This window comes from Epilithonimonas zeae (assembly GCF_900141765.1).
In the GTDB taxonomy this organism is placed as follows: Bacteria; Bacteroidota; Bacteroidia; order Flavobacteriales; family Weeksellaceae; genus Epilithonimonas; species Epilithonimonas zeae.
Genome location: NZ_FSRK01000002.1, coordinates 823289 through 850246 on the forward strand (window position 1 = coordinate 823289; position 26958 = coordinate 850246).

Annotated in this window: 35 protein-coding genes; 33 read left to right on the forward strand and 2 right to left on the reverse strand. The window is 36.5% G+C overall.

Translation table 11 applies throughout. The annotated features are described in order from the left end of the window. Positions 1-217 precede the first annotated feature (217 nt). Positions 218-2446, forward strand: coding sequence for a zinc-dependent metalloprotease (locus BUR19_RS15515; RefSeq protein WP_074236343.1), 2229 nt, complete (start codon positions 218-220; stop codon positions 2444-2446). Positions 2447-2524: 78 nt separating this feature from the next. On the opposite strand, the gene BUR19_RS15520 is transcribed toward BUR19_RS15515, so the two are convergent. Both BUR19_RS15520 and BUR19_RS15525 read right to left on the reverse strand, forming a co-directional pair. Continuing rightward, positions 2525-5041, reverse strand: coding sequence for a hypothetical protein (locus BUR19_RS15520; protein ID WP_074236344.1), 2517 nt, complete (start codon positions 5039-5041; stop codon positions 2525-2527). Then, the gene (locus tag BUR19_RS15525; RefSeq protein ID WP_074236345.1) at positions 5038-6027 is read right to left on the reverse strand and encodes a hypothetical protein; all 990 of its coding nucleotides are present in this window, start codon (positions 6025-6027) and stop codon (positions 5038-5040) included. Before BUR19_RS15525 ends, BUR19_RS15520 begins: the two co-directional genes overlap by 4 nt. 117 nt (positions 6028-6144) lie before the next feature. Between BUR19_RS15525 and BUR19_RS15530 the strand changes: the two genes are divergently transcribed. The 32 genes from BUR19_RS15530 (at position 6145) to BUR19_RS15685 (ending at position 26921) form a co-directional block, all read left to right on the forward strand. Continuing rightward, positions 6145-6597: a low affinity iron permease family protein gene (locus BUR19_RS15530; protein WP_074236346.1), complete on the forward strand. Its 453-nt coding sequence runs from the start codon at positions 6145-6147 to the stop codon at positions 6595-6597. Positions 6598-6812: 215 nt separating this feature from the next. Beyond that, positions 6813-7439 carry a 50S ribosomal protein L3 gene (gene rplC / locus BUR19_RS15535; RefSeq protein ID WP_074236347.1) on the forward strand — a complete coding sequence of 209 codons (627 nt, stop codon included), beginning with the start codon at positions 6813-6815 and terminating at the stop codon, positions 7437-7439. Continuing rightward, complete coding sequence (rplD, locus tag BUR19_RS15540; RefSeq protein ID WP_074236348.1) at positions 7430-8059, forward strand: 50S ribosomal protein L4; 630 nt, start codon at positions 7430-7432, stop codon at positions 8057-8059. Before rplC ends, rplD begins: the two co-directional genes overlap by 10 nt. 4 nt (positions 8060-8063) lie before the next feature. Next, positions 8064-8354 (forward strand): 50S ribosomal protein L23, encoded by a 291-nt coding sequence (gene rplW / locus BUR19_RS15545; protein ID WP_074236349.1) that lies wholly within the window; start codon positions 8064-8066, stop codon positions 8352-8354. A gap of 19 nt (positions 8355-8373) precedes the next feature. Continuing rightward, a complete protein-coding gene (gene rplB, locus BUR19_RS15550; RefSeq protein WP_074236350.1) occupies positions 8374-9195 on the forward strand; it encodes a 50S ribosomal protein L2 in 822 nt (273 codons plus the stop codon). A gap of 2 nt (positions 9196-9197) precedes the next feature. Further along, the gene (gene rpsS / locus BUR19_RS15555; protein WP_027383317.1) at positions 9198-9476 is read left to right on the forward strand and encodes a 30S ribosomal protein S19; all 279 of its coding nucleotides are present in this window, start codon (positions 9198-9200) and stop codon (positions 9474-9476) included. 2 nt (positions 9477-9478) lie between these two features. Further along, positions 9479-9874 (forward strand): 50S ribosomal protein L22, encoded by a 396-nt coding sequence (gene rplV / locus BUR19_RS15560; protein WP_074236351.1) that lies wholly within the window; start codon positions 9479-9481, stop codon positions 9872-9874. Positions 9875-9882: 8 nt separating this feature from the next. Next, entirely contained in the window at positions 9883-10620 is a 738-nt protein-coding gene (rpsC, locus tag BUR19_RS15565; RefSeq protein WP_074236352.1) for a 30S ribosomal protein S3, read from the forward strand. A 78-nt stretch (positions 10621-10698) separates the two neighbouring features. Further along, a complete protein-coding gene (gene rplP / locus BUR19_RS15570; RefSeq protein ID WP_074236353.1) occupies positions 10699-11124 on the forward strand; it encodes a 50S ribosomal protein L16 in 426 nt (141 codons plus the stop codon). Positions 11125-11135: 11 nt separating this feature from the next. Then, positions 11136-11321 (forward strand): 50S ribosomal protein L29, encoded by a 186-nt coding sequence (rpmC, locus tag BUR19_RS15575; protein ID WP_074236354.1) that lies wholly within the window; start codon positions 11136-11138, stop codon positions 11319-11321. Between the two features lie 12 nt (positions 11322-11333). Next, the gene (gene rpsQ / locus BUR19_RS15580; protein ID WP_015806738.1) at positions 11334-11588 is read left to right on the forward strand and encodes a 30S ribosomal protein S17; all 255 of its coding nucleotides are present in this window, start codon (positions 11334-11336) and stop codon (positions 11586-11588) included. Continuing rightward, the gene (rplN, locus tag BUR19_RS15585) at positions 11588-11956 is read left to right on the forward strand and encodes a 50S ribosomal protein L14 (RefSeq protein WP_027383311.1); all 369 of its coding nucleotides are present in this window, start codon (positions 11588-11590) and stop codon (positions 11954-11956) included. The genes rpsQ and rplN overlap by 1 nt, the downstream gene beginning before the upstream one ends. 18 nt (positions 11957-11974) lie before the next feature. Beyond that, positions 11975-12295 (forward strand): 50S ribosomal protein L24, encoded by a 321-nt coding sequence (gene rplX, locus BUR19_RS15590; protein WP_074236355.1) that lies wholly within the window; start codon positions 11975-11977, stop codon positions 12293-12295. A 10-nt stretch (positions 12296-12305) separates the two neighbouring features. Continuing rightward, entirely contained in the window at positions 12306-12857 is a 552-nt protein-coding gene (gene rplE / locus BUR19_RS15595) for a 50S ribosomal protein L5 (protein WP_074236356.1), read from the forward strand. A gap of 3 nt (positions 12858-12860) precedes the next feature. Further along, positions 12861-13130 (forward strand): 30S ribosomal protein S14, encoded by a 270-nt coding sequence (gene rpsN, locus BUR19_RS15600; protein WP_034962852.1) that lies wholly within the window; start codon positions 12861-12863, stop codon positions 13128-13130. 126 nt (positions 13131-13256) lie between these two features. Continuing rightward, positions 13257-13655 carry a 30S ribosomal protein S8 gene (gene rpsH, locus BUR19_RS15605; RefSeq protein ID WP_074236357.1) on the forward strand — a complete coding sequence of 133 codons (399 nt, stop codon included), beginning with the start codon at positions 13257-13259 and terminating at the stop codon, positions 13653-13655. 18 nt (positions 13656-13673) lie between these two features. Further along, a complete protein-coding gene (gene rplF / locus BUR19_RS15610; protein ID WP_074236358.1) occupies positions 13674-14219 on the forward strand; it encodes a 50S ribosomal protein L6 in 546 nt (181 codons plus the stop codon). Positions 14220-14230: 11 nt separating this feature from the next. Continuing rightward, a complete protein-coding gene (gene rplR / locus BUR19_RS15615; RefSeq protein ID WP_074236359.1) occupies positions 14231-14584 on the forward strand; it encodes a 50S ribosomal protein L18 in 354 nt (117 codons plus the stop codon). A 19-nt stretch (positions 14585-14603) separates the two neighbouring features. Further along, positions 14604-15122, forward strand: a complete 519-nt coding sequence (gene rpsE / locus BUR19_RS15620) for a 30S ribosomal protein S5 (protein WP_074236360.1) — start codon at positions 14604-14606, stop codon at positions 15120-15122. Between the two features lie 11 nt (positions 15123-15133). Next, the gene (gene rpmD, locus BUR19_RS15625) at positions 15134-15310 is read left to right on the forward strand and encodes a 50S ribosomal protein L30 (RefSeq protein ID WP_027383303.1); all 177 of its coding nucleotides are present in this window, start codon (positions 15134-15136) and stop codon (positions 15308-15310) included. Between the two features lie 83 nt (positions 15311-15393). Beyond that, positions 15394-15843 (forward strand): 50S ribosomal protein L15, encoded by a 450-nt coding sequence (rplO, locus tag BUR19_RS15630; protein WP_074236361.1) that lies wholly within the window; start codon positions 15394-15396, stop codon positions 15841-15843. A 10-nt stretch (positions 15844-15853) separates the two neighbouring features. Further along, on the forward strand, positions 15854-17233 hold the full coding sequence (gene secY, locus BUR19_RS15635) for a preprotein translocase subunit SecY (RefSeq protein ID WP_074236362.1): 1380 nt from the start codon (positions 15854-15856) through the stop codon (positions 17231-17233). Between the two features lie 8 nt (positions 17234-17241). After that, a complete protein-coding gene (infA, locus tag BUR19_RS15640; protein WP_027383300.1) occupies positions 17242-17457 on the forward strand; it encodes a translation initiation factor IF-1 in 216 nt (71 codons plus the stop codon). Positions 17458-17467: 10 nt separating this feature from the next. After that, positions 17468-17584 carry a 50S ribosomal protein L36 gene (rpmJ, locus tag BUR19_RS15645; RefSeq protein WP_007839480.1) on the forward strand — a complete coding sequence of 39 codons (117 nt, stop codon included), beginning with the start codon at positions 17468-17470 and terminating at the stop codon, positions 17582-17584. A gap of 14 nt (positions 17585-17598) precedes the next feature. Further along, the gene (gene rpsM, locus BUR19_RS15650) at positions 17599-17976 is read left to right on the forward strand and encodes a 30S ribosomal protein S13 (protein ID WP_074236363.1); all 378 of its coding nucleotides are present in this window, start codon (positions 17599-17601) and stop codon (positions 17974-17976) included. Positions 17977-17988: 12 nt separating this feature from the next. Continuing rightward, complete coding sequence (rpsK, locus tag BUR19_RS15655; protein WP_027383298.1) at positions 17989-18378, forward strand: 30S ribosomal protein S11; 390 nt, start codon at positions 17989-17991, stop codon at positions 18376-18378. Between the two features lie 19 nt (positions 18379-18397). Further along, positions 18398-19006: a 30S ribosomal protein S4 gene (gene rpsD, locus BUR19_RS15660; protein ID WP_074236364.1), complete on the forward strand. Its 609-nt coding sequence runs from the start codon at positions 18398-18400 to the stop codon at positions 19004-19006. Between the two features lie 31 nt (positions 19007-19037). Next, the gene (locus BUR19_RS15665) at positions 19038-20033 is read left to right on the forward strand and encodes a DNA-directed RNA polymerase subunit alpha (RefSeq protein ID WP_074236365.1); all 996 of its coding nucleotides are present in this window, start codon (positions 19038-19040) and stop codon (positions 20031-20033) included. A gap of 8 nt (positions 20034-20041) precedes the next feature. Then, positions 20042-20557: a 50S ribosomal protein L17 gene (gene rplQ / locus BUR19_RS15670; RefSeq protein WP_074236366.1), complete on the forward strand. Its 516-nt coding sequence runs from the start codon at positions 20042-20044 to the stop codon at positions 20555-20557. Between the two features lie 110 nt (positions 20558-20667). Next, positions 20668-22674: a glycoside hydrolase family 97 protein gene (locus BUR19_RS15675; RefSeq protein WP_074236367.1), complete on the forward strand. Its 2007-nt coding sequence runs from the start codon at positions 20668-20670 to the stop codon at positions 22672-22674. 236 nt (positions 22675-22910) lie between these two features. Next, complete coding sequence (locus BUR19_RS15680) at positions 22911-24287, forward strand: DUF4403 family protein (protein WP_074236368.1); 1377 nt, start codon at positions 22911-22913, stop codon at positions 24285-24287. Between the two features lie 81 nt (positions 24288-24368). Beyond that, a complete protein-coding gene (locus BUR19_RS15685; protein WP_074236369.1) occupies positions 24369-26921 on the forward strand; it encodes a M4 family metallopeptidase in 2553 nt (850 codons plus the stop codon). The last annotated feature ends 37 nt before the right edge of the window (positions 26922-26958 follow it).

Sequence of the window (26958 nt, forward strand, 5' to 3'; positions counted from 1 at the left end):
ATCTTAATATAAATCCCTTTTCGAAAGAAGAGGGATTTTTTTGTTAGTAATAAATTATGATACCTTAAAATAAGCTTAAAATTATATTTAGAAATTTTATCAAAACAACAGATTTTTATAGATAAATTGAATTGATTTGTTAAAATTATAATGTTATTTTAAAATTAACAATATATTGATAATAAAACATTACATTTGTCGACTTAATTTTAAAAATATGAAGAAAGTTTTATCATTTGCGCTGATTTCGGTTTCCCTGGCTGGATTTGCGCAAAATGGAAAGTTGTGGAAAAAAACAACTATTTCAAACAAATCTGCTGTTGAAGAAAGTAAGCAGTTTCTTAAGAATCCAAGTTTGTATGCTTTGGATTATACGGCACTGAAAAATACATTGCAAGGTGCTCCAAAAAGTACAGAGTATGTAAAGTCAAAAATTATTGTGAGTTTCCCAGACTCTAATGGCGAATTCGAAGATTTCAGAATCTATGAAAAGTCGAATTTCGAACCGGCTTTGCAGGCAAAATATACGGATATTCGTTCGTATGTTGGAGAAAGTGTATTTGGAAATTCTAAAATTTATTTCAGTGTTTCTCCTCTTGGATTGTCTACTATGGAAATGCATAGCGATAAAACTATGGATATCATAGAACCTTATGCAACAGATTTATCCTCATATGTTGTTTTCAAAAGAACAGATGATAAAGGTATAGCCAAAGAATTTGAATGTAAACTTCCAAATACGGTAAAAGGCAATTCTCAAAATGCAGATAGCAAAAGTGCGGATGATGGATTATTGAGAACTTATAGACTAGCACTTTCTTGTACAGGAGAATATGGCGCTTGGGCTGGATCAGTAGCTAACGCATTAGCTAGAATGAATACAACAATGACTCGTGTAAACGGTGTTTTTGAAAATGAGTTTGCAATTCATATGAATCTAATTGCCGAGGAAGAAAATATTATCTTTACTAATTCTAGTACAGACCCATATTCACCAGCCTCTACTGGAGCTTCTGGTGCTTGGAATGATGAATTAAAAGCTGTTTTGATGGGGACAACCTACGGGATCGGCGATGCAAAATATGATATAGGGCATTTATTTGGACGTTCTGGCGGTGGTGGATCGGCAGGATGTATAGGTTGTGTATGTAATAGTACCAATGCATATAACTCTACTTACCAATGGTATGATCACAAGGGACAAGGATTTACATCTCCAGGTTCTGGTGCTCCATCTGGAGATAATTTTGATATTGATTATGTTGCACACGAAATTGGACATCAATTTGGTGGATGGCACACCTTTACTCATGGTGCGGAGGGTAATCCTTCCCAGATGGAGCCAGGTTCTGGTTCTACGATAATGGGCTATGCAGGTATTACAAGTAAGGATGTTCAGCCACATTCTGACGCTTATTTCCACTCTGCATCTATTAGAGATATTACAAATTATATGAAAAGTACAGCCGGTAATTGCGGTGTAAATACGGCTACAGGCAATGCGGCTCCTGTTGCAAATGCAGGTGCAGATTATACTATTCCTAAGAGTACACCTTTTGCATTGACTGGTTCTGCTACAGATGCCAATGGAGATGCGCTTACTTATGACTGGGAACAATTTGATCTTCAAAACTCCACTACTGCTAACCCAACGGCAACCAAGACATCTGGTGTTAATTTCAGATCCTACTTACCAACAACTTCACCAACAAGATATTTCCCAAATATGACTACTGTTTTAGCAGGAAGTTTATTTACAGTTGGAACAGAATTGAACGTTGAATATCTTCCAAATGTAGCAAGAACCCTTAATTTCAGATTAACTGTAAGAGATAATAAAACTGGTGGAGGAGCAAATGCTTATGATGATATGAAAGTGACTGTTAATGCGGCGTCTGGCCCATTCAAAGTGACAGTTCCTAATACAGCTGTGACTTATGCTGGTGCCAGTACACAAACGGTAACTTGGGATGTAGCTTCTACTACCGCTGCTCCAGTCAATTGTGCTAATGTAGATATTTTGATTTCTACAGATGGCGGTACAACTTGGTCTGCTTTAGCAACATCTGTTCCTAATGATGGGTCAGAATCTGTAATCCTTCCGAATATAGATACAACAACTGCCAGAATTATGGTAAAAGCCAATGGTAACATTTTCTTTGATGTTTCTGATGCAAACTTTACGATTACTAAAACTGAATTAGCTGTTAATGATGTAAACAAAAAGTCAGTACAGGTTTACCCTAACCCGGTAAAAGATGTTCTGAATGTTTCTAACGTTTCTTCAACTTCATCTTACGAGATTTTCAATGCTGCTGGACAAGTGGTTTCCAGAGGAACTTTGGCTACAGGAAAAGTATTAGTAAACCAATTGACGAAAGGAGTTTACTTCATCAATATTGATGATAACGGAACGGTTGTTAAAACGAAATTCGTTAAACAATAATATAACTCAATCTTACTCAAATCAAAGCCACCTCAAAATATGAGGTGGCTTTTTATATTAATTAAAATCGAAATCTTACTACTTTTTGGTATAATACCCAAAATACAGACAACTACTTTGGAGATTTTTATAAGTCGCGGTTTGGCTGTAGTTAGCTTTCAACTGAGCAAACGCTGTTCTGTATTTATCATTCTTGGTTTTGTTGAACAGCAACTCTTTTTGCTTATACTTTTCATCATAGTTCGGATCGTTATATTCTATCTTCAGTGGATTGTTGGCAGCCCACTGGTAATATTTGCCTTGCTCGGCACTTGCCATCTGGAACAGGATTCTGGCTTGGTTCTCTTTATCCTTTGACAAGTCCAATGCTTTTTTGTAGTAATTGATAGCGAGGTCAAAGTTGTCCGCTTCTACATAACTTCTGCGGGAGAAGTTTTTGTAATAGAGGTAAAATGGCGATTGCAACTCGTTCCCAAACTCAAACTTAGGACCATTATAATTATCGACATCCATCACAAACAACTCACGGAAGTAACCGAGAACCGAAGTGTTGTAAAGCAGATTTCCCAACAACTGATTCGCTAGTCTGGCTTTGTCGTCATTCCCTTTTCCTATATTTTCCAATTGGATTACAGCGTCTGCCAGTTCTACTTTGTTCATTTTGTTTTTAATGAATGGGAAGTTGGAAAGACCTTCCGTCTTCATAGATTCTTCTGGCTTACTCTGGAAACTCTCCCAAACATTATACCCGAAAACGAGACTGGAGATATTATTGAAGCCATTATAAACGCCATTCTCAAAGGTCATCGGTTTCTGGACATAGCTTGTGCCATCTTTGCTCCATTCGTACACTAGTCTTGGAATACCTTTGAAGTTTTTGGCTTTCTGGTAATATTCCTGCGCTTTTTTGAAATCCGCCAATCGCATCGCTCGGTCACCATAGATCACATTGAAGAAAGACTGGGGATCGGCAACATCTTCCATTTTCTTCACGAGGTAATTTTCCAATGCGGTTTTGTTGGACTTTTTATAGAAAGCTTCTACCTTTCTTACCAAATCTGAGTTCGGGTTGTACTGAAGGTCCGAAAGGCTGTTATTCATCAGAAAAGATTTGGCATCTTGCTTTTCTATGAAGTAGCGATTGGCAAGGATATCCAGTACAAAATCTTTGGTAGCAGGCATCGTTTCCCAGTTTCTATTTTGAGCTTTTTCCTCAAAAACTGTGGCATATTTTTTCATGATCAGATTTTCAAATGCCGGTGTGATGGTCGGCTGAGAAACAATCTCATTCAGCATTTTGAATTTCTCTATTTCTGCCAGATACTGTTTATCTGTGGTTTTGATTTGAGACAGGATGGTTTGACTTCCTTTGTAATCGGTATTCAGGAATTTGATATAGGCTTCGCAGATTTGCCAGAATTCATCATTGCCTTGTTTATTTTTTGCTGATATAATTGTTGTTTCCAATTCCTTAGCAAAGTCTTTGCTTTCGTCTGCATAATTGTCCGGAGCATAGACTGGCAATCTTTTATTTCGGAAATGCTCGCATTGATCATCATTGCAATAAGGATTCACTACCAAATAATTCCTCTCCAGCTGATTGATTGCACGCACAGTAAGGACTTTCAGAATGTCAGACTCCGTATTGTTCGCAATCATCTTATTCATAATCGGAACCGGATTGTTGAAAGCGCTGTATGCCAATAGGAAGTACGCCATATTCTTGTCTTCCGGTGTTTTGGTCTGTGCTAAGATTTTGTTGAAGTCTTTATCTGTCGCCAAAAACATAGAGTTGTAGGCGCTTTCTTTCTTATTCTTGGTATTCTTGAACACTTGGAAGAAATCCCAGTTAGCTTTGTCCAATTGGTTCAGCCCGCGTTCTGCACCTGCTTTTTGGTCGAGTGCATAATAGTACATATGATTTTTCAGCTTCAGCGGTTCCACGTAAGTCTGGAAAGAATCTATTGCTGTTTTATATTTTCTGGAGTAATGATTGAAGCGCACAATCTGGTATGCATATCTCAGTTTGATTTCCGGATTGGTAGCCGCTTTGTAAAGTGAAATTAAGGCTACGTTTGTTTTAGCGTAATTCAGTTGAGTTGCATTTTTGTCTTTCGGGTCGCTTGTCCGGTAAGAATAGGAATCGGGATTCTCAACATAATTGATGCGCATGTAAGGTTCCATATACTTCGCCTGAATCAGATAATCCATCGCTTCCTGATATTTGCTATAAAAACCTTTTCCCAGTTTCTGGAAGAGCTGATGCGTGAGTTGTCCTTTCTTAAGGTTATTCAGATGTTTGATGTCTACCTTTGTGATAAGGGCATTGGTTTCGTCATACGTCAATTTGTTGTCAAAATATTTAACCCAGGATTCTATATTCTCATCCGGAACATTTTTGTCAAGCTTGCCATCATAGTCGTAACCATAAAAGTGACTGCTGTAGGTTAGAAGAAAAGGTTCGTAAGTTTTGTTGTGAATGATTTCCTGCGCAAAGATATTGAAGTAATCATAATCTGGATCATACCAGCCACAAGCATTATAACTCTGGTTGAATCCTAAAAAGAGGGCAGCGGTAATTATTATTTTTTTCATTGGAAAAGGGTGTTGTAGTTTTTGGTGAATCGCTCATCTAAGTGATAGTAGATAATATGGAATGGATAGTCTAGTTTTCCATCTATAAAATTAAGACTTTCTATAATGTCTTTTTCGGCAATCTCCTCGATTTTAATTTTGAAGCCTTTGTTAAGATAGAGTCCGAAATAGAAATCGTCTTTCAGAACTTCGAAGTTATTTTTATTGATCATTTTGAAGTTTTTATTTTGCATCAATTCTTCTGCCGTTAATGCATTGATCAGTTTTTTCTTTCCGAGATGATTGGTAACGATTCCCCAGGAATAGATAGGCAAGGCGATATCCAGTTTTATAGGATAATCTTCCAGATTTCGCAGATAGGACTTCAAAGTCCGGACATCCAGAATTGAATTTTGTTCTTGATTTTCCAAAGGCGAAGACGTGGCGTAACACATCAGGTACATTTTATCAACCGGCGGAATTCCGGTTTGCAATTTATCTTTCACCTGATGAAGCCGAAGCGTGCAGGTGATATTTTTCTTCGAAATTTGTTTCAGTGCTTGCAGAAATTTGAAATAATCATTTTTTGTAGAAGCGGTCCAATCACTATCGATTTGGATTTCGTTTTCAAGATTAAGCTTATGATTTGAATGTATTTTATTAATACGCTCATTAATCTTAACAGCCAAAAACTGAATATCGTTTGGTTTGATATTGAACCAAGTCTCATTCGTGATGAAAATAACGGGAACGATTTTTTTGTCAGTCGAAATTTCTTTGTTGATATTAATAATCCCAACTTCTAAAAATTGGTCATTCTGTTTAACAACATCAAAGAATCTTGTGTAGAGATTCCCCACTTTACTTTTATTGAGTGTTTGCTGTTCGTTTTTGTTGAGATTAAAAGTCGATCGCCAATAGTAGAAACCATAATCGTGATTGTTGTTGGTTTTGGTGCAATTGGTCAGAAGCAAAATACAAATCAAACACTGCAAAATACTTTTCATAGAAACTGATAATTAAGAAGTCTAATATTAATAATTAAAATGAAAGATTGAAAGTAAAAACCAGAAAATAAATTCCATTTTACAATCCACCTTAATGTCTAACTTTGAAAATAAAAAATGAACAATAAAAATCTATTTGAAAAATTCTCCAATTGGGCTACTAATTTCACAGGCAGTTCATACGCATTTATTGGAGCTGTTTTGATTGTGTTGCTGTGGGCAGTAAGTGGTCCAGTTTTCAATTATTCAGAAACTTGGCAGCTGGTAATCAATACCGGAACTACGATTATTACATTTCTGATGGTTTTCTTAATCCAAAAAGCTCAGAACAAAGATGGTAAAGCCATCCAATTAAAACTGAATGAACTCATCGCAGCGAGCAAACAAGCCAGCAACAGGATGGTAGATATAGAAGATCTGACGGAAAAAGAGTTGGATCAGCTACACGCTTATTTTGTGAAAATTGCAGAGCTGTCCAAGCAAAGAGAGAATATTCATAAATGTTATTCTATAGATGCTGCGGAGAAAAAACACCATAGCAAATATAACAATGCAAGTCAGGAATTGTAAATCTGACATTTTAACCTCAGTCTAAAAGTGAATTTTTCACCAAAATCTCGTAACTCACAAAAAATCAAATAATTTCTGAATATTTATTTGTCAATATAAAAAATATTCATAAATTTGCACACTCATTTTAGGGAAGGAGTATGCCTATTTCAGACATAGAATATTACGAAACCCACTAAAATGCTAAGTTTAAATATAATAGATATATATAAATAATGTCAGGTATTATTGGTAAAAAAATCGGTATGACATCTTTGTTTAGCGAAGAAGGGAAAAACATTCCTTGTACAGTTATTCAAGCAGGTCCATGCTCGGTTTTACAGGTCAGAACCGAAGAGGTTGACGGGTATGTTGCCGTACAACTAGGTTTCGATGACAAGAGTGAGAAGAACGTTGGTAAAGCGTTAGCTGGTCATTTCAAAAAGGCTGGTTCAGCTCCTAAAGCTAAGTTGGTAGAATTCAGAAATGCATTCGAACACGAAGTTAAAACAGGAGATTTAGTAGAAGTTAACATGTTTGCAGAAGGTGAATACGTGGATGTAACAGGAACTTCTAAAGGTAAAGGTTTCCAAGGTGTTGTTAAAAGACACGGCTTTGGAGGTGTAATGCAAGCAACTCACGGACAGCACAACAGACTTAGAGCTCCAGGTTCTATCGGTGCTGGATCGGATCCTTCGAGAGTATTCAAAGGGATGAGAATGGCTGGTAGAATGGGAGGTAAGCAGGTAACTGTTCAAAACCTTCAAGTGTTAAAAGTAGATGAAGAGCAAAATCTTTTAGTAGTAAAAGGTGCTGTTCCGGGAGCTAAAAATTCTTATGTAATTATCAAGAAATGGAACTAGTAGTATTAAATACATCAGGAAAAGAAACCGGAAGAAAAGTAACTCTTGACGAAACAGTTTTCGGAATTGAGCCAAATCAGCACGCGGTTTACTTAGAGGTTAAGCAATATCTTGCTGCGCAGCGTCAAGGTACTCATAAATCAAAAGAAAGAAGCGAAATTACTGCTTCTACAAGAAAGCTTAAAAAGCAAAAAGGTTCAGGATCTGCGAGATATGGTGATATCAAGTCGCCAACTTTCAAAGGTGGAGGTAGAGTTTTTGGTCCAAAGCCAAGAGACTACAGATTCAAATTGAACAAAGCGCTTAAGAGATTGGCTAAAAAATCTGTTTTGTCTCAAAAATTGAGAGATAACAGTATCAAAGTTTTAGAGAATTTGAGTTTTGATGCTCCTAAGACTAAAGAATTCATCACATTGTTGGATGCTTTGACTCTTACAGGTAAGAAATCATTATTCGTACTTCCTGAGGCTAACAAGAATGTATATTTGTCTTCAAGAAACTTGCCTAAAACAAGAGTGTTGAATTATAACGAGATTTCTTCTTATGATTTGATCAACGCAGGTGAGATTATCTTCTTAGAAGGTGCAGTAGAAAAATTTCAGGACAACTTAAAGAAATAAATCAATGTCACTAATTATTAAACCAATTATTTCAGAAAAAGCAAACTATCTTACAGATTTAAGAGGTGCTTATTCTTTCTTGGTTGCTCCAAAAGCAAACAAGATCCAAATTAAAGGTGCTGTAGAAGCAGCTTACGGTGTAAAAGTAGCGGACGTTAGAACGATGATTTATGCGCCTAAAGTTTCTGCTAAACATACAAAAAAAGGACTTCAAGTTGGAAAGACCAATAAATTGAAAAAAGCTGTGGTAACACTAGCTGCTGGAGAAGTTATTGATATTTTCGCAACAAATTAATTAATTATAAATAATAGTAATGTCTGTTAGAAAATTAAAACCTATCACCCCGGGACAGAGATTCAGAGTTGTTAATAACTTTGAGGAAATTACTACCAACAAACCAGAGAAATCTCTAACAGTTGGTATTAAAAAGTCAGGTGGACGTAACCAAACTGGTAAAATGACCATGCGTTACACCGGCGGTGGACACAAAAAGAAATACAGAATTATCGACTTCAAAAGAAACAAATTCGATGTTGAAGCTACGGTAAAAACTGTAGAGTACGATCCAAATAGAACTGCTTTTATCGCTTTGGTAGAGTATGCAGACGGAGAGAAAAGATATATCATCGCTCCAAACGGGATCAAAGTTGATCAGAAAATTGTTTCTGGAGAAAATGTAGAGCCAAATGTAGGTAATGCAATGAAATTGAAAAATATTCCATTGGGTACTGTAATCTCTTGTATCGAATTGAAGCCTGGTCAAGGTGCAATCTTAGCAAGAAGTGCTGGTTCTTCAGCTCAATTAACTTCTAGAGATGGAAAATATGCAATCGTTAAGTTACCTTCTGGTGAATCTAGAATGATTCTTACAGAATGTATCGCAATGGTTGGCTCTGTTTCTAACTCAGATCATCAGTTAACTGTATCAGGTAAGGCTGGTAGAAGCAGATGGTTAGGTAGAAGACCAAGAACAAGACCAGTAGTAATGAACCCAGTTGATCACCCAATGGGAGGTGGTGAAGGACGTTCTTCTGGAGGTCACCCAAGATCTAGAAACGGTATGCCGGCTAAAGGTTACAAAACTAGAAAGAAAAACAAAGTGTCTAACCGTTACATCGTATCTAAAAGAAAATAATTATGGCAAGATCACTTAAAAAAGGACCATTCATTCATCATACTTTAGATAAGAAGGTTCAGGCAAATGTAGAGTCTGGTAAGAAGACTGTAATCAAAACTTGGTCTAGAGCATCTATGATTTCTCCAGACTTTGTAGGTCAAACTATCGCTGTACACAACGGGAAATCTTTTATCCCGGTTTACGTTACAGAAAACATGGTTGGACACAAATTAGGCGAATTTTCTCCGACAAGATCTTTCAGAGGTCACGGTGGTAACAAAAATAAAGGCGGTAGATAATCATGGGATCAAGAAAAAGAGAAAGTGCATTAGCACGTAAAATAGCAAACCAAGATGTAGCAAAAGCGTTACACAACGATTGCCCATCTTCTCCAAGAAAAATGAGATTAGTTGCTGATATCATTAGAGGAGTAGAGGTAGAAAAAGCTTTATCTATTCTTAAATATTCTAAGAAAGACGCTTCTAATAAATTAGAAAAAGTATTGCTTTCTGCTATCGCAAACTGGCAGTCTAAAAACGAAGGTGCTGATATCGAAGAGGCTAACCTAATCGTTAAAGAAATATTTGTAGACAGTGCAAGACAATTGAAGAGACTAAGACCAGCACCACAAGGTAGAGGTTACAGAATCAGAAAAAGATCAAACCACATTACATTAATCTTAGGTACTAAAAATTAATTCAAGGTATGGGACAGAAGACAAATCCAATTGGTAACAGATTAGGTATCATCAGAGGATGGGATTCTAACTGGTTTGGCGGAAACGATTATGGAGACAGAATCGCGGAAGACTACAAAATCAGAAGATACCTTGAAGCAAGATTATCTAAGGGAGGTATCTCAAAAATTTATATTGAGAGAACACTTAAATTAGTAACAGTTACAATCACTACAGCAAGACCAGGTTTGATCATCGGTAAAGGTGGACAAGAGGTTGATAAATTGAAAGAAGAATTGAAGAAACTTACAGGTAAGGATATTCAAATCAATATTTTCGAAATCAAAAGACCTGAGTTAGATGCAGTTTTAGTTGCTGATAGCATTGCTAAACAAATTGAAAACCGTATCTCTTACAGAAGAGCTGTGAAAATGGCTATCGCTTCTACAATGAGAATGGGTGCAGAAGGAATCAAAGTTCAAATCTCTGGAAGATTGAACGGCGCTGAAATGGCACGTTCTGAAAACTTCAAAGAAGGAAGAATTCCTTTATCTACTTTCCGTGCAGATATCGATTATCACATCGGTGAAGCATTGACTCAATACGGTAAGTTGGGTGTTAAAGTTTGGATTATGAAAGGAGAGGTTTACGGTAAAAGAGACCTTACTCCACTTGTAGGACAACAGAAAAAAGCACCTGCTGGCGGTAGAAACGAGAGAAACGACAGAGGAGAAAGAGGAGACAGAAAACCAAGAAGAAATAATTAATAAAATTTTAGAGGATAGTTTTTAAATGACCGTTACTTTTTTAAAATCTAAATTCTAAAATCTAAAATTTAAGAAATTATGTTACAACCAAAAAGAACCAAATTCCGTAGAGTTCATAAGATGAAAATGAAGGGGATTGCTCAAAGAGGTAATCAACTTGCATACGGAACATTCGGAATCAAAGCGACTGAGGGAGCTTGGGTTACTGCAAGACAAATTGAAGCAGCTCGTATTGCTGCTACAAGATATATGAAAAGAGAAGGTCAACTATGGATCAAAATTTTCCCAGACAAACCTATTACCAAAAAACCAGCGGAAGTACGTATGGGTAAAGGTAAAGGAGCTGTAGAATATTGGGTAGCTGTAGTAAAACCTGGTAAAATAATGTTCGAACTTGGTGGTGTACCTTACGAAGTTGCAAAAGAAGCTCTTAGGCTTGCTGCTCAGAAGTTACCAATCGTTACTAAGTTCGTAGTTGCAAACGATTTCGTTAAACCTCAATAATCTCTATTAAAATGAAAAAAGCTGACATCAAGAATTTAAGCGTAGAGGATATCAACGTACAATTGGCTGAAGCTAAAGCTAACTATTCAAAATTGAAATTAGCTCACAGAATTAGCCCAGTTGAAAATCCAATTCAGATCAGAGATTTGAGAAAAACGATTGCAAGACTTAACACAGAGTTAACTAACAAACAATAATTCCTTTTTACAATGGACAGAAATTTAAGAAAAGAACGTATTGGAATAGTTTCCAGCAATAAAATGGAAAAAACTATTGTTGTTAGTGAAACTACCAGAGTAAAACATCCAATGTACGGTAAATTCGTTTTGAAAACGAAAAAATATACTGCACACGATGAGAACAATGAGTGCACAGAAGGAGATACAGTTTTAATCACTGAAACTAGACCTTTGAGCAAGAGCAAAAGATGGAGATTAGTAAGAATCATAGAAAAAGCTAAATAATGTTACAAACCGAATCAAGACTAAAAGTTGCTGATAATACAGGTGCAAAAGAAGTACTAGTGATCAGAGTTCTAGGTGGTACTAGAAGAAGATATGCTTCAGTTGGTGATAAAATCGTTGTAACTATCAAAGATTCTACACCATCAGGTAATGCAAAAAAAGGACAAGTTTCTAAAGCAGTTGTAGTAAGAACTAAAAAGGCAGTTAGAAGAAAAGATGGATCTTACATCAAATTCGAAGACAATGCTTGCGTACTTCTAAACGCTGCTGGTGAAATGAGAGGAACTCGTGTTTTCGGACCAGTTGCTCGTGAGTTGAGAGATAAAGAATATATGAAAGTAATTTCATTAGCTCCTGAAGTACTTTAATTTTAAAATTTTAAGAAAATGACAAAAGTTAAAATAAAAAGAGGAGACAATGTACTAGTTACTACTGGAAAAAATAAAGGTAGTAAAGGTGAAGTTCTTGAAGTAATCAAAAAAGAAGGTAAAGATCCAAGAGTAGTAGTTGCTGGTGTAAACATCGTGAAAAAACACGTTAAGCCATCTGCTTCTAACCCTCAAGGTGGAATTGTAGAAAAAGAAGCTTCTTTACATATCTCAAACGTAGCACTAGTTGACAAAAACGGTAAAGCTACTAAAGCAGGTTACAAAGTAGACGGAGATAAAAAAGTAAGAGTAGCTAAAACTACCGGTGAAACTTTATAATTAAATTACGATGGAATATATAGTAAGACCAAAACAACAATATAAAGAGAAAATTGTTCCTGCAATGATGGAAGAATTTGGGTACAAATCTGTTATGCAGGTTCCTAAATTGGAGAAAATCGTTGTAAGCCAAGGACTTGGTGCAGCTGTTCAAGATAAAAAAATCGTGGACTATGCTGTAGAAGAATTGACTGCTATCACTGGACAAAAAGCAGTAGGTACTCTATCTAAAAAAGATGAGGCTGCTTTCAAACTAAGAAAAGGTATGCCAATCGGAGCTAGAGTAACTCTAAGAGCTGATAAAATGTATGAATTCTTAGATAGATTAACTTCTTCTGCACTTCCAAGAATTAGAGATTTTTCTGGAATCAAAGCTGAAGGATTTGACGGAAGAGGTAATTACAACTTAGGTATTACTGAGCAGATTATCTTCCCAGAGATCGTGATTGACAAAGTGAAAAAAATCCAAGGGATGGACATCACTTTCGTAACAACTGCGAAAACTGATAAAGAAGCAAAATCATTATTAACTCACTTCGGTTTACCTTTCAAAAAGAACTAAGAGATGGCTAAAGAATCAATGAAAGCGCGTGAGCGCAAAAGAGAAGCTACTGTAGCTAAATATGCTGAAAAAAGAAAAGCTTTGAAAGAAGCTGGAGATTATGATGCATTACAGAAATTGCCTAAAAATGCTTCTCCTGTAAGATTACACAACAGATGTAAACTAACAGGAAGACCAAGAGGATACATGAGAACATTCGGTATTTCCAGAGTAACTTTCCGTGAAATGGCTAACAATGGTCTTATCCCAGGAGTTAAAAAAGCTAGTTGGTAAGCAATTAAAAAAATCGAGGCAATTAAGTTGTTGAGATACTAAAGATAGAGATGTCAGATTCTGATATCTCTATCTTCAAGTCTTTTCAATACTGGTTGTCATTAACCAATAATTTAAAACAAAGAAATGGTAACAGATCCAATTTCAGATTTCCTAACAAGAGTAAGGAACGCACAAAGCGCAGGCCACAAAGTGGTGGAAATTCCTGCATCGAAAATCAAAAAAGAGATCACTAAGATTCTTTTTGACCAAGGTTATATCTTGAACTACAAGTTCGAGGATAATGCAGTTCAAGGAGCTATCAAGATCGCTTTGAAGTATGATAAGCAAACAAACAAACCTGCTATCAAGTCTATTCAAAGAGCTTCTAGACCAGGTCTTCGTCAGTACAAAGGTTCTGAGGAACTTCCAAGAGTACTAAATGGGCTAGGTATAGCTATCATCTCTACTTCTAAAGGAGTAATGACTGATAAAAAAGCTAGACAAGAGAAAGTGGGAGGTGAAGTAATTTGCTACGTATATTAATTTTTTAAAACAAGGAAAATGTCAAGAATTGGTAAAGCAATTATAGAAGTTCCTGCTGGAGTTACAGTTACCGAGAAAGAAGGTGTTGTAACGGTTAAAGGTCCTAAAGGAGAATTATCTCAGGAGCTTACAGGAGGAATCAGCTTCTCACAAGAAGACGGTGTACTTACGTTCACTCGTCCTTCTGACTCAAAAGAACATAAAGCGCTTCACGGTTTATACAGAGCGCTTATCAACAATATGATTGTTGGTACTTCTACAGGTTTCACTAAGCAATTAGAGCTAGTAGGAGTTGGATACAGAGCATCTCACAATGGCCAAAGATTAGAATTGGCTCTTGGATTTTCTCACGGTATCGTATTGGAGCTTCCAAAAGAAGTGACTTTGGATACATTGACAGAAAAAGGGAAAAACCCGATCATTACATTATCTTCTTACGATAATCAACTTCTTGGAATGGTGGCTGCTAAGATCAGATCTTTCAGAAAACCTGAGCCTTACAAAGGAAAAGGTGTGAAATTCGTGGGCGAAATCATTAGAAGAAAAGCCGGTAAATCTGCATAAAATTTAAGAAAATGGCATTAACAAAAGTTGAAAAACGAATCAGAATCAAAAGAAGAGTAAGAGGGAAGATTTCCGGATCTGCAGAATTACCAAGATTATCTGTATTCAAAAGTAATAAAGAAATCTACGCTCAATTGGTAGATGACAAAGACGGTAAAACATTAGTATCTGCTTCTTCTAGAGAGAAAGGAGTAGACGCTAAAGGAACGAAAGTAGAAGTATCTGTAGCAGTTGGTAAAGCTATCGCAGCTAAAGCTAAAGCGGCAGGTATCGAAAGTGTTGTATTTGATAGAAATGGTTTTGTGTATCATGGTAGAGTGAAAGCTCTTGCTGACGGTGCTAGAGAAGCAGGTCTTAAATTCTAATTTTAAAAATCTAGAAAACATGGTAGATAGTAATATAGAAAGAGTTAAACCTGGAGGATTAGAATTAAAAGATCGTCTGGTTGCTGTTAACAGAGTAACTAAAGTAACCAAAGGAGGTAGGGCATTTGGATTTTCTGCAATTGTTGTTGTAGGAAACGAAGATGGTGTTATCGGTTACGGACTTGGTAAATCTAAGGAAGTTGCTTCTGCTATCGCGAAAGCTGTAGAAGATGCTAAGAAAAACTTAGTGAAAGTTCCTGTAATCAATCACACAATTCCTCACCAAACTTCTGCTAGATACGGAGGTGCTGATATCTTTTTGAGACCAGCTTCTCACGGTACAGGACTTATCGCTGGTGGTGCTGTAAGAGCGGTACTAGAGTCTGCAGGTGTACACGACGTATTGTCAAAATCCAAAGGTTCTTCTAACCCTCACAATGTTGTGAAAGCTACTTTCAACGCATTGTTGGATATCAGAAGACCAGAAGAAATTGCAAGAATGAGAGGTGTTTCTCTAAGTAAAGTGTTTAACGGTTAATCAATATAGCAATGGCAACAATCAAAGTAAAATTAGTTAGAAGTGCTATTAATCGTTCTAAAACTCAAAAAAGAACACTTGAAGCACTAGGATTTAAGAGACTTCAACAAGTTGTAGAACACGAAGCTACGCCTTCCATTTTAGGAATGATCGCTTCTGTAAGTCACTTATTAGAAGTTCAGAAATAAGAACAATAGACATAGAGAAAAGAGACTCGATTTTAGCAGTCTCTTGTCTCTTATCTTTTAATCTATAATCTCACAATACAACAATGAATTTAAATAATTTAAAACCATCAGCTGGTTCTACATTCAGCACAAAAAGAATTGGTAGAGGCCAAGGAAGCGGATACGGTGGTACTTCAACAAAAGGACATAAAGGTCAAAAGGCTAGAGCTGGTTATTCTCAGAAAATCGGTTTCGAAGGTGGACAGATGCCTTTGCAAAGAAGACTACCTAAATTTGGTTTCAAAAATATTAATAGAAAAGAGTTTAGAGCAATCAATCTTGATACTATCCAAACTTTGATCGATACTAAAAACATCACAGGTGATATCACTAGAGACGTTTTGGTAGAAAACGGTCTTGCATCTAAAAACGAATTAGTAAAAATCTTAGGAAGAGGTGATTTGAAATCTGGTGTTTCTATCTCTGCTGACAAGTTTACTAAGTCTGCTGAAGAAGCAATCAACAAAGCAGGAGGTAAAGCAATTACTCTTTAATTAATAACTAATGAAAGAATTTATACAAACACTTAAAAACATTTGGAGTCTAAAAGAGCTTAGGGATAAAATTCTCCTGACGCTTTCTTTGGTCCTTGTGTATAGATTCGCATCTTATGTTTCTCTTCCTGCTATTAACACGGCGGAAGTAGGAAACTTATTACAACATTACCAAAATCAAGGCGGGAACCAACAAGGGGCCGGCCTTTTGGGTTTATTGTCATCTTTCACAGGTGGAGCTTTTAGCCGTGCCTCTATTATGGCATTGGGAATCATGCCATATATTTCGGCATCTATTATTGTACAGTTGATGGGAATGGCTATTCCATATCTTCAAAAGTTACAGAAAGATGGTGAAAGTGGAAGAAATACTTTGAACCAAATTACCAGATGGTTGACTATCGGGGTTTGTCTTGTACAGGCACCATCATATTTGACATCTGTTACGCAATTCTTTTTACCTTATTCACAGTTTTCATCAGCATATTATGTTGATCCGGCATCTCTGATGTTCTGGTTACCAAGTATCATTATTTTGGTAGCAGGGTCTGTATTTGCAATGTGGCTAGGAGAAAAAATTACGGACAAAGGTATTGGTAATGGTATCTCTATTTTGATTATGGTGGGTATCCTTGCAGATCTTCCGACTGCATTTTACCAAGAAGTTCTAACACAGAATGGTAAAGGTGGATTAGGAAGCATCATGATTTTAGTAGAAATTGTATTCTGGTTATTGGTAATTTTATTAGCTATCATATTATCTGTAGCGGTAAGAAAAATCCCAATCCAGTATGTAAGTAGAGCTCAGGCAAGAGGTGGTGTAAGCAGAAACTTGATGGAAGGTGCTAGACAATGGATTCCATTGAAGGTGAATGCCGCTGGTGTAATGCCAATCATCTTTGCACAAGCATTAATGTTTGTTCCTGGATTACTTACGAAAGTTGATGAATCAAATACGTTTTTGGCTGGTTTCAAGAATGTTTTTAGCTGGCAATACAACGTATTGTTTGCGTTATTGATTATAATTTTCTCATTTTTCTATACAGCAATTACCATTCCTGTAAATCAGATGGCTGATGATTTGAAGCGTAATGGTGGGCTTATTCCTAAGGTTAGACCTGGAAAAGAAACGGCAGATTATTTGGATGATATTTTATCCAAAATAACTTTGCCTGGTGCAATATTTTTGTCTATCTTTGCAGTCCTTCCGGCAATAGTGCACGGAGCGTTTGTTCAGACAGATAGATTTGCTCTCTTTTTTGGGGGGACATCGTTGTTAATTATGGTTGGAGTTATCTTGGATACCGTTCAACAAATTAACACATATCTGCTGAACCATCATTATGATGGGTTGATGCAATCTAAATTATCAAGATCATCAAACCTTTAATAGAATAAATGGCTAAACAGAAACATATAGAACAAGACGGCGTGATTACGGAAGCACTTTCCAACGCGCAGTTCCGTGTAGAGCTGGAGAATGGGCATGTTTTAATTGCCCATATTTCTGGTAAAATGAGAATGCATTATATAAAACTCTTACCTGGAGACAAGGTAAGACTCGAACTCTCTCCTTATGACTTGACTAAAGGGAGAATAACTTTTAGATATTAAAATTAACAAAATGAAGGTTAGAGCATCTATCAAAAAAAGAAGTGCTGATTGCAAAATTGTACGCAGAAAAGGCGTGCTTTTCGTAATCAACAAAAAGAACCCTAAATTTAAACAAAGACAAGGTTAAGAACCAATTAAATTATGGCGAGAATTTCAGGTATTGATTTACCAAAGAACAAAAGAGGCGTTATCGGTCTTACTTACATCTACGGTGTTGGAAGAAGTACTGCTTCAGAAATTTTGAAAAACGCTGGAATCAGCGAAGACAAGAAAGTCAACGAATGGAATGACGATGAATTGGCTGCAATCAGAGGTTATATCTCAGACAACGTAAAAGTTGAAGGAGAATTGCGTTCTGAAGTGCAATTGAACATCAAGCGATTGATGGACATAGGATGCCAACGAGGAATACGTCACAGACTAGGACTACCTTTAAGAGGCCAGAGAACGAAAAACAACTCTAGAACCCGTAAAGGAAAGAGAAAAACAGTTGCTAACAAGAAAAAAGCAAGTAAATAATCGTTAGGAATTATGGCAAAACAAACTAAAGTAGTTAAAAAAAGAAAAGTAAAAGTTGAGGCTATTGGTGAAGCGCATATTCAGGCTTCTTTCAATAACATCATCATTTCTTTAACAAATAAAGCAGGAGAAGTTATCTCTTGGGCTTCTGCCGGTAAAATGGGTTTCAGAGGTTCTAAAAAGAATACTCCATTCGCAGCTCAAATGGCTGCAGAAAACTGTTCTCAAGTAGCTTTCGAAGCTGGTCTTAGAAGAGTTAAGGTGTTTGTAAAAGGTCCAGGTGCTGGTAGAGAGTCTGCAATCAGAACTTTACACAATTCTGGAATCGAAGTAAGTGAAATCGTTGACGTGACGCCTATGCCTCACAACGGTTGTAGACCACCTAAAAGAAGAAGAGTTTAATTTTTAGAATTTACCCATTATGGCAAGATATATTGGACCTAAAACAAAAATTGCTAGAAAATTTGGTCAGGCAATTTACGGAGACGATAAAAACTTCGAAAGAAGAAAAAATCAACCACCAGGACAACACGGTCCTAACAAAAGAAGAGGTGCGAAAAAATCAGAATACGCTACTCAGCTAGCTGAAAAGCAAAAAGCTAAGTACACTTATGGTATTCTAGAAAAGCAATTCGCTAACCTTTTTGATAAAGCTCATAGAAGCAAAGGTGTAACAGGTGAAGTTCTTTTACAACTTTGTGAGTCAAGATTGGATAACGTTGTTTACAGACTAGGTTTTGCTAAAACAAGAGCTGCTGCTAGACAATTGGTTTCTCACAGACACATCACTGTGAACGGAGAACTAGTTAACATCCCTTCTTATTTGCTAAAAGCTGGTGACGAGATTGCAGTGAGAGAGAAATCAAAATCTCTTGAAGTAATTTCTAACGCTTTAGCATACAAAGCAAATTATGAGTGGTTACAATTCAATGACGAGAAAAAAACTGGTACTTTCACAAGTGCACCTGAGAGAATTCAGATTCCTGAAGATATCAAAGAACAGTTGATCGTCGAATTATACTCTAAATAATAATTTTTTCAAATTTTTGCTCAACCAGACTATGGCAATTTTAACATTTATAAAACCCGATAAAGTAATCCTGTTAAATTCAACTGATTTTAAAGGACAATTCGAATTCAGACCTTTGGAACCAGGTTTCGGGCTTACTATCGGTAATGCATTGAGAAGAGTTTTACTTTCTTCTCTGGAAGGATATGCTATTTCATCTATCAAAATAGAAGGCGTAGAGCACGAGTTTTCAACTATACCAGGAGTGATTGAAGATGTTACGGAAATCATTCTTAATCTTAAACAACTTCGTCTAAAAGCTAAGACAGAAAACCCAGGAACTGAGCAGGTAACTGCAAAAATCTCTGGTAAAAATGTAGTTACAGCTGGAGATCTAGGAGAGTCAATTGTAAATTTTGAAGTTCTTAATCCAGATTTGTTAATTGCTACTTTGGCTGAGGATGTTACGTTTGAGATTACTTTCAACGTAGAAAAAGGAAGAGGATATGTTCCGAGTGATCAGAACAAATCAAACAATGCTCCTGTTGGGACTATTGCTATTGACTCTATCTTTACACCTATCAAGAAAGTACAGTACAGTATCGAAAATTATCGTGTAGAGCAAAAAACAGACTACGAAAAATTGGTATTGGATATCGAAACTGATGGATCTATCACGCCTCAGAATGCTTTAACAGAAGCTTCTAAGATTTTGATTTATCACTTCATGTTGTTCTCAGATGAGAGAATCACTCTAGAGACGGAGGCTGTAAAAGCTTCTATCCAATATGACGAAGAAACACTTCACACAAGACAACTTCTTAAGTCAAAACTAGCAGATATGGATCTTTCTGTAAGAGCCCTTAACTGTTTGAAAGCGGCTGAAGTAGAAACTCTTGGAGAGCTTGTTTCTTTCAGTAAGTCTGATTTGATGAAATTCAGAAATTTTGGTAAAAAATCTTTAACAGAACTTGAAGAATTGGTTCACTCAAAAGGACTAAATTTCGGGTTTGATGTTGCAAAATATAAGTTAGACGCTGATAAATAATCCTTAAAATGAGACACGGTAAAAAAATAAATCACTTAGGTAGAACAGCTCCGCATAGAAAAGCAATGCTTTCTAACATGGCTTGTTCACTAATTGAACATAAAAGAATCAACACTACTGTTGCTAAAGCTAAAGCTTTAAGAGTTTACGTGGAACCAATCCTTACTAAAGCTAAAGAAGATACAACGCACAATAGAAGAACAGTTTTCTCTTACCTACAAAGTAAAGAAGCTGTTACTGAATTGTTCAGAACTGTAGCTCCAAAAATCGCTGAAAGAAATGGTGGTTACACAAGAATCATTAAAACTGGCTTCAGAGCTGGTGATTCTGCTGATATGGCAATGATTGAATTGGTAGATTTCAACGATATCTACAATCCAAATGCAGAAGAGAAGAAAACAACTAGAAGAAGTAGAAGATCTACTGCTGCGCCTAAGGCTGCTGCAACTGTTGAAGCTACAGAAGCTAAAGTTGAAGAAACTCCTGCTGCTGAAACTGCTACAGAAGAAAAAACTGAAGAATAAGAATTCTAAGTTTTTAAATATAAAACCACCTCACTTCGAGGTGGTTTTTTTGTGCATACTGGTTTCAAAAGTTTATTTTTGTAAATATATACAACCTTAAAATATTATTAATGAAAGTAAACTGCAGAGATTTTCTCAAGATCTTATCTGTCGTTATCTTACTGTTTGGATTCTCTCCAACAGTAGATGCACAAAATCTTAAAAATGACATTGTCAAATCTCCGGACGGAAGCATTACATTAGAATTTGGGACCAATCAAGGTAAAGTGTTTTACAAAGTTTCCAAGGATGGGAAATCTATTCTGAATGATTCTTATCTCGGCTTTGAATTGAAAGAAAGTTCTCTTAAAGATAATTTTTCAGTCAAGAACATCTCTCACTCTAAGTTTGATGAAACCTGGCAGCAACCTTGGGGCGAAGAAATTGATGTGAGAAATCATTACAATGAAATGAAAGTCTCTGTCAAAGAAAACTCAAAATTAGCAAGAGAGTTTGTTATTAATTTCAGAGTGTTTGATGATGGATTTGGTTTCAGATACGAGTTTCCAAAGCAAAAAAATCTGAAGGAATTTGTCATTATGGATGAGCTGACAGAATTTAATTTTGCTGATGACCATAAAACCTGGTCGATTCCTTACAATACAGAATTCTACGAAGGTTTGTTCAAGTCCAATCCTATTTCCAAATTGGATACTGTTGCAACACCTTTGACAATGGAAACCAAGAGTGGACTATTCTTAACTGTTCATCAAGCAAATTTAACCGATTATGCAATGATGAATCTTGCCGGAGATAAAACCTCAACCAAACTGAAAGCATATCTCACACCGTGGGCAACCGGAGAAAAAGTTTTTGCAAAAGCACCTTCAGTTACACCTTGGAAAACAATGATTATTGCGAAATCTGCCGGTGATCTGATGCTTTCAAGATTAATGTTAAACCTTAATGAACCAAATAAATTAGGTGATGTTTCCTGGATTAAACCAGGAAGATATATCGGAATCTGGTGGGCCATCCATATGGAAAAGTACACTTGGAAAGCGGGACCAAACCACGGTGCGAAAACTGAAAACGTCTTGAGATATATCGATTTTGCAGCTAAGCACAATTTTTCCGGAGTTTTAGTGGAAGGCTGGAACAAAGGTTGGGAAGATTGGAAAGACTTCAAATTCTCTGAACCTTATCCGGACTTTGATATCAAGAAAATAACGGATTATGCTAAGTCCAAAAATGTGACGTTAATTGGTCACCACGAAACTGCTGGTAATACTGTTAATTACGAAAGCCAAATGAGTGATGCATTTGCTTACTACAAGAAATATGGTGTTGATGTCGTGAAAACCGGTTACGTTGGTGGAAAACTAGATGGTAAACAACCTCACAGCAGTCAGTACGGTGTTCGTCATTACAGAAAAGTCATTGAGGAAGCAGCTAAGCACAAAATTATGATTGATAATCACGAACCTGTTATGCCAACTGGTTTGCAAAGAACTTTACCTAATCTAATGACGCAGGAAGGTGTTCGCGGACAAGAATGGGATGCTTGGTCAAAAGATGGAGGTAACCCTCCGGAACATACGACGATTATTCCTTTCACAAGAGGTTTGGCTGGTCCGATTGATTTCACGCCAGGGACTTTCAATTTCACTAATCCTGTGTTGCCGAATACAAAAGTGCACACGACTTTGGCTAAGCAATTGGCTTTGTCTGTTGTCATTTACAGTCCGTTGCAGATGGCGTCTGATATGATTGAAAACTATGAAAACAATCCAGCTTTTGAATTCATCACAAATTGTCCTACGGATTGGAGCAAAACTGTAGTTCCTGATGCAAAAATTGGTGATTTTGTAACCATTGCAAGAAAAGATAAAGCGTCTGAAAATTGGTTCTTAGGGAGCATTACCAACAAAGATGCAAGAACCGTAAAACTAGATTTGAAGTTTTTAGATGCTGGTAAGAAATATAAAGCGAAGATTTTCCGAGACGGAAAAGGTGCAGATTATGAAAAGAATCCTTATCCAGTTATCATCGAAGAAAAAGAAGTAGACAGCAAAACTATTCTGTCCGTTGATTTAGCAAGAAGTGGAGGAGTAGCTATTATTTTTACTAAGCTTTAATCTAATTCAGAAGCCACCGCAGGTTTAAAAAAACGCAAATACATTTTATATGAAAGATACGTGCGTTTTTGAGATACTCCTCAAATGGGCTATCCATCGGGCCTGCCGAAGGTCGTTTTTTCGATTAAAATATCAACGAAAATTAATAAAAGAGAGTAAGATTTCCTTGCTCTCTTTTGTTTTTCTCATCAATAAAACCATTAATTTTACGTTTTTAAATTTTATTAAAAACATTTATGAGTCTAATTCGAAAATTCGCATCCACATATTTTTTACTGGTAAGTTTCATTGCATTTTCTCAAGCAGAAAATCCGATTTATACCTTACCAAAAATCAAATCTAATATCACACTTCCCGTTTCGCTCCCAATTTCAGAGATCAATAATCTCATCAATCAGTCTGTAAAAGGCGTTTTGTATGAAGATCAATCTTATGCTGATAACAATAATGATCAGTTCAAAGTAAAAGTAGAAAAACAAGGGAATATCGCGATAAAAGCTTTGACGAATAACAGATTAATGATTTCTGTTCCTTTGAAAATATGGGCGGAAAAAGGTTACGGAACTCTTGGAGTTTATTTATACAAAGACACGAATTTTAATTTGATAATGAATTTCATTACCAGTTTGACGGCAACGGCAGATTGGAAACTCGATACAAAAACAACGACTGCTGGTTTTGTGTGGACTCAGAAGCCGGTTTTAGATTATGGCAAAGTAAAAATCCCTATTGCATCTTTTATTGAGTCCACATTGAAAGAGCAGCAAGGAAAGTTTACCACAATTATTGATCAGCAGATTAAAACGAAATTCAATCTTCAGCCTTATTTGTTGATGGCTTGGAATCAGTTTTCAAAACCGATTAATGTTTCTGAGGAATATAATACTTGGTTAAAGATTTCGCCACAAAATACCTATATGGCGCCACTCCAGGTCTTTCAGGACAAAATCAAAACGACGATTGGAATTGATTTGTATTCGGAAACTTATGTCGGGCAAATTCCTTTGGCGACAAGAGATGCGGTTTCTGTTCCGAATTTCATTTTAAACCCCAATCTTCAGAATATCTTCAATCTACAGACGACTGCCAATATCAGTTTTGATGAAGCAACAAGGCTGGCAAAGCAACAATTCCAGGATAAAGAATTTGCAATGAGCAGCGAAGACAAAAAGGTGAAGATTACCGATATCTCCGTTTATCAGGAAAAAGAAAATATCGTAATCGAAGCGCATACAACCGGCGAAGTGAACGGAACTGCTTTCATCAAAGGAAAACCTTTTTACAGCGCAGATGAGCATAAAATAAAACTGAAAGTCACAGATTTTAAACTTAAAACAAAAAACTTTTTCCAAAAAGCTTTGACTGTTTTGTTCGAAGGCAAAATCAGAAGAATGATTGAAAAAGATTATGGTATTCCGCTTCTTGATATCGAAAATACTTCCAGAAAAAGTCTCACGGAAAACTTCAATAAAGAATATGTAAAAGGCATCAAATTACAAGGACAAGTTCTCGACTTGAAACCAACTCAATTCCTTTTATCTGAAAAATATATTACGATTGTTATCGACACCAAGGCGCAATTGCAAATGAATGTTTCGGGGTTGAGTTTTTAATAACGTTTGTTAGTTTTCTTTGTGTTTTATTGATTAATATGCTGTAGATATTGTATATATTTGTCAGCAATTAAATTTAATATGAAGAAAACTTTTACTCTGGCACTTGCTTTAGCTTATGTCTGCGGATTTTCCCAAGAATCCAAAGAATTGGCTCAACTTAAAAAGCAAACCAATGCCAACGTTACAATCAGTAACAGCACCTCAAACCCTAATTTTATTCTTTTCAACGATTCCAAAGCGCTTCAGCTGAAATCTTCTGGGGCAAAAGCAAAAGCTGCAGAATTCCTTGCCAACAACTTCAAAGCTTTCAATTTGAAGTCGGCAAATGATTTGGTTTTTGTAGAAGAAACGACCGACAATTACGGTTTGAAGAATGTAATTTATATGCAGCAACATCAAGGTGTGCCTGTTTATGATGGTGTTCTTAAATTCCATTTTAATGGCAAAGAAGAATTAACATCTATTAATGGTAATGCATTATCTAATATCAAAGTTAGTTCTACACCTGATATTTCTTTGGTAGAAGCTGAAAGTATTGCAAAAGATATTGTGTCTAAGCAAGATCTGAATCAATCCAATACACCTTTAGAAGCTTTGAAAACCAAGCTTTTGATTTTTCCAAAAAATCTTGCTCAAGGCGGTATTGTAACACCATATTTGGCATACGAAATTGAGGTTACGAACAAAAAAGATGTGAGAGAATTTCTTTTCATCAATGCTCATACAGGCGAATTGGTAGAGCAGTTTACTGGAATTCACCCTATCGATAGGAAACTTTATGAAACCAATACCAATTCTTCTAATCTGAAGTGGAAAGAAGGAGATGCTCTTCCTGGAACACTCAGCAGCTGGCAGCAAAATGAGGTTATAACATCTGAACACGTTTATAATTTCTTCAAAAATGCTTTTGGATATGTTTCTTATGATGCAGCAGATCACACGATGATTACTGTCAATAACGATCCTACGATATCTTGTCCTAACGCAAGATGGAACGGAACTTACGCTGGATATTGTGACGGAACTGCAACGGATGATGTGATTGCACACGAATGGGGACACGCTTATACTGAATATACAAGTGGATTGATTTACCAATATCAGTCAGGCGCATTAAATGAGTCTTACTCCGATGTTTGGGGAGAAACCATTGATTTGTTTAATAATTATATGGACGAAGGTGAGAATCTTAGTGTAAGAACTACTGCTTCTTGCTCAGGCTCTCTTCGTTGGAAAATGGGAGAAGATGCGACATCTTTTGGTGGAGCTATCCGCGATATGTGGAATCCCAATTGTAATAGTCAACCTGCAAAAGTGTTGGATGCAAACTACTATTACTGTGGATCGGCAGATAATGGAGGGGTACATACCAACTCAGGACCTACCAATCACTTGTATGCGCTTCTTGTAGATGGTGGAACTTACAATGGTTATACAATCACAGGAATCGGGTTTGTGAAAGCAGCTCATCTCTGGTGGAGAGCTCAGAAGAATTATTTGACGGCAACAAGTGATTTTGCCAATTTTGCAGATGCATTAGAAGCTTCTGTTAATGACTTGATAGGCGTTAATTTGCAAGGATTGTCTACTACAACTACTCCTGCAGGTTTAAGCGGACAGTCATTCACTTCTGCAGATATTCAAAATATTAAGAACGGAATTCTTGCTGTACAATTGAGATCTTCTCCGGCTACTCAATGTAATTATCAGCCTCTTTTGAAACCTGTTCCAGATCTTTGCGCTGTGGCAACTTCTAATCCTTTGTTCAAAGAAGATTGGGAAAATGGATTAGGAAACTGGACAGTCACAAATATTCCTACAAAAGCATCGACTTGGGAAGCCAGAGACTGGACAGTAAAAAGTGATTTGCCGAAAAATAGAGCAGGTAAAGCAATTTTCGCAGTTGATCCAATCAATGGAGATTGTGCATCTAATCTACAAAACGGAATTCTACGTCTGGAAAGTCCAACAATTACCATTCCGACCTTCTCAACTGGGAAATATGAAATGGCTTTCAATCATTATGTAGCAACAGAATCTACCTGGGACGGTGGAAACATTAAGTATAGCTTGAACGGTGGAAACTGGACACTTCTTCCAATAACTGCTTTCACACAGAATGGTTACAACAGTGTCTTAGACGGAACTTCTCAAAGTGATAATCCACTGAAAGGGCAAAGAGCGTTCACAGGAACAGATGGTGGTTCTCTTGGTGGAAGTTGGGGACAAAGTGTGATTGATCTTTCTAAAATCGGTGTTGTTTCCGGCTCTAATATCAAATTTAGATTTGAACTGGGAACAGATGGCTGCAACGGGATCGAAGGCTGGTACTTAGACGAAATCTACGTTTATAACTGTAGTTCTCTACTTGCGGTAGAAGATGCTCAGAAACAAAACTCAATCAGTGTTTATCCTAACCCGACTTCAGGATTTGTAACGATTCAGAATAAGAATAATTCTAACCTGAAGAATGTTGAGATTTATAATGTTGCAGGACAATTGGTTCAAAGATTCAATGTGAGCAATGCAAAAAATGCTTCTCTGGATATGAGTCAATTAACGAATGGAACTTATGTTCTGAAAGTAGTTTCTGAAACAGAAAGTAATTCTGTAAAAGTTATTAAGAAATAATTTTTCGATTATTAATCATAAAAAAAGCTTCTGAATT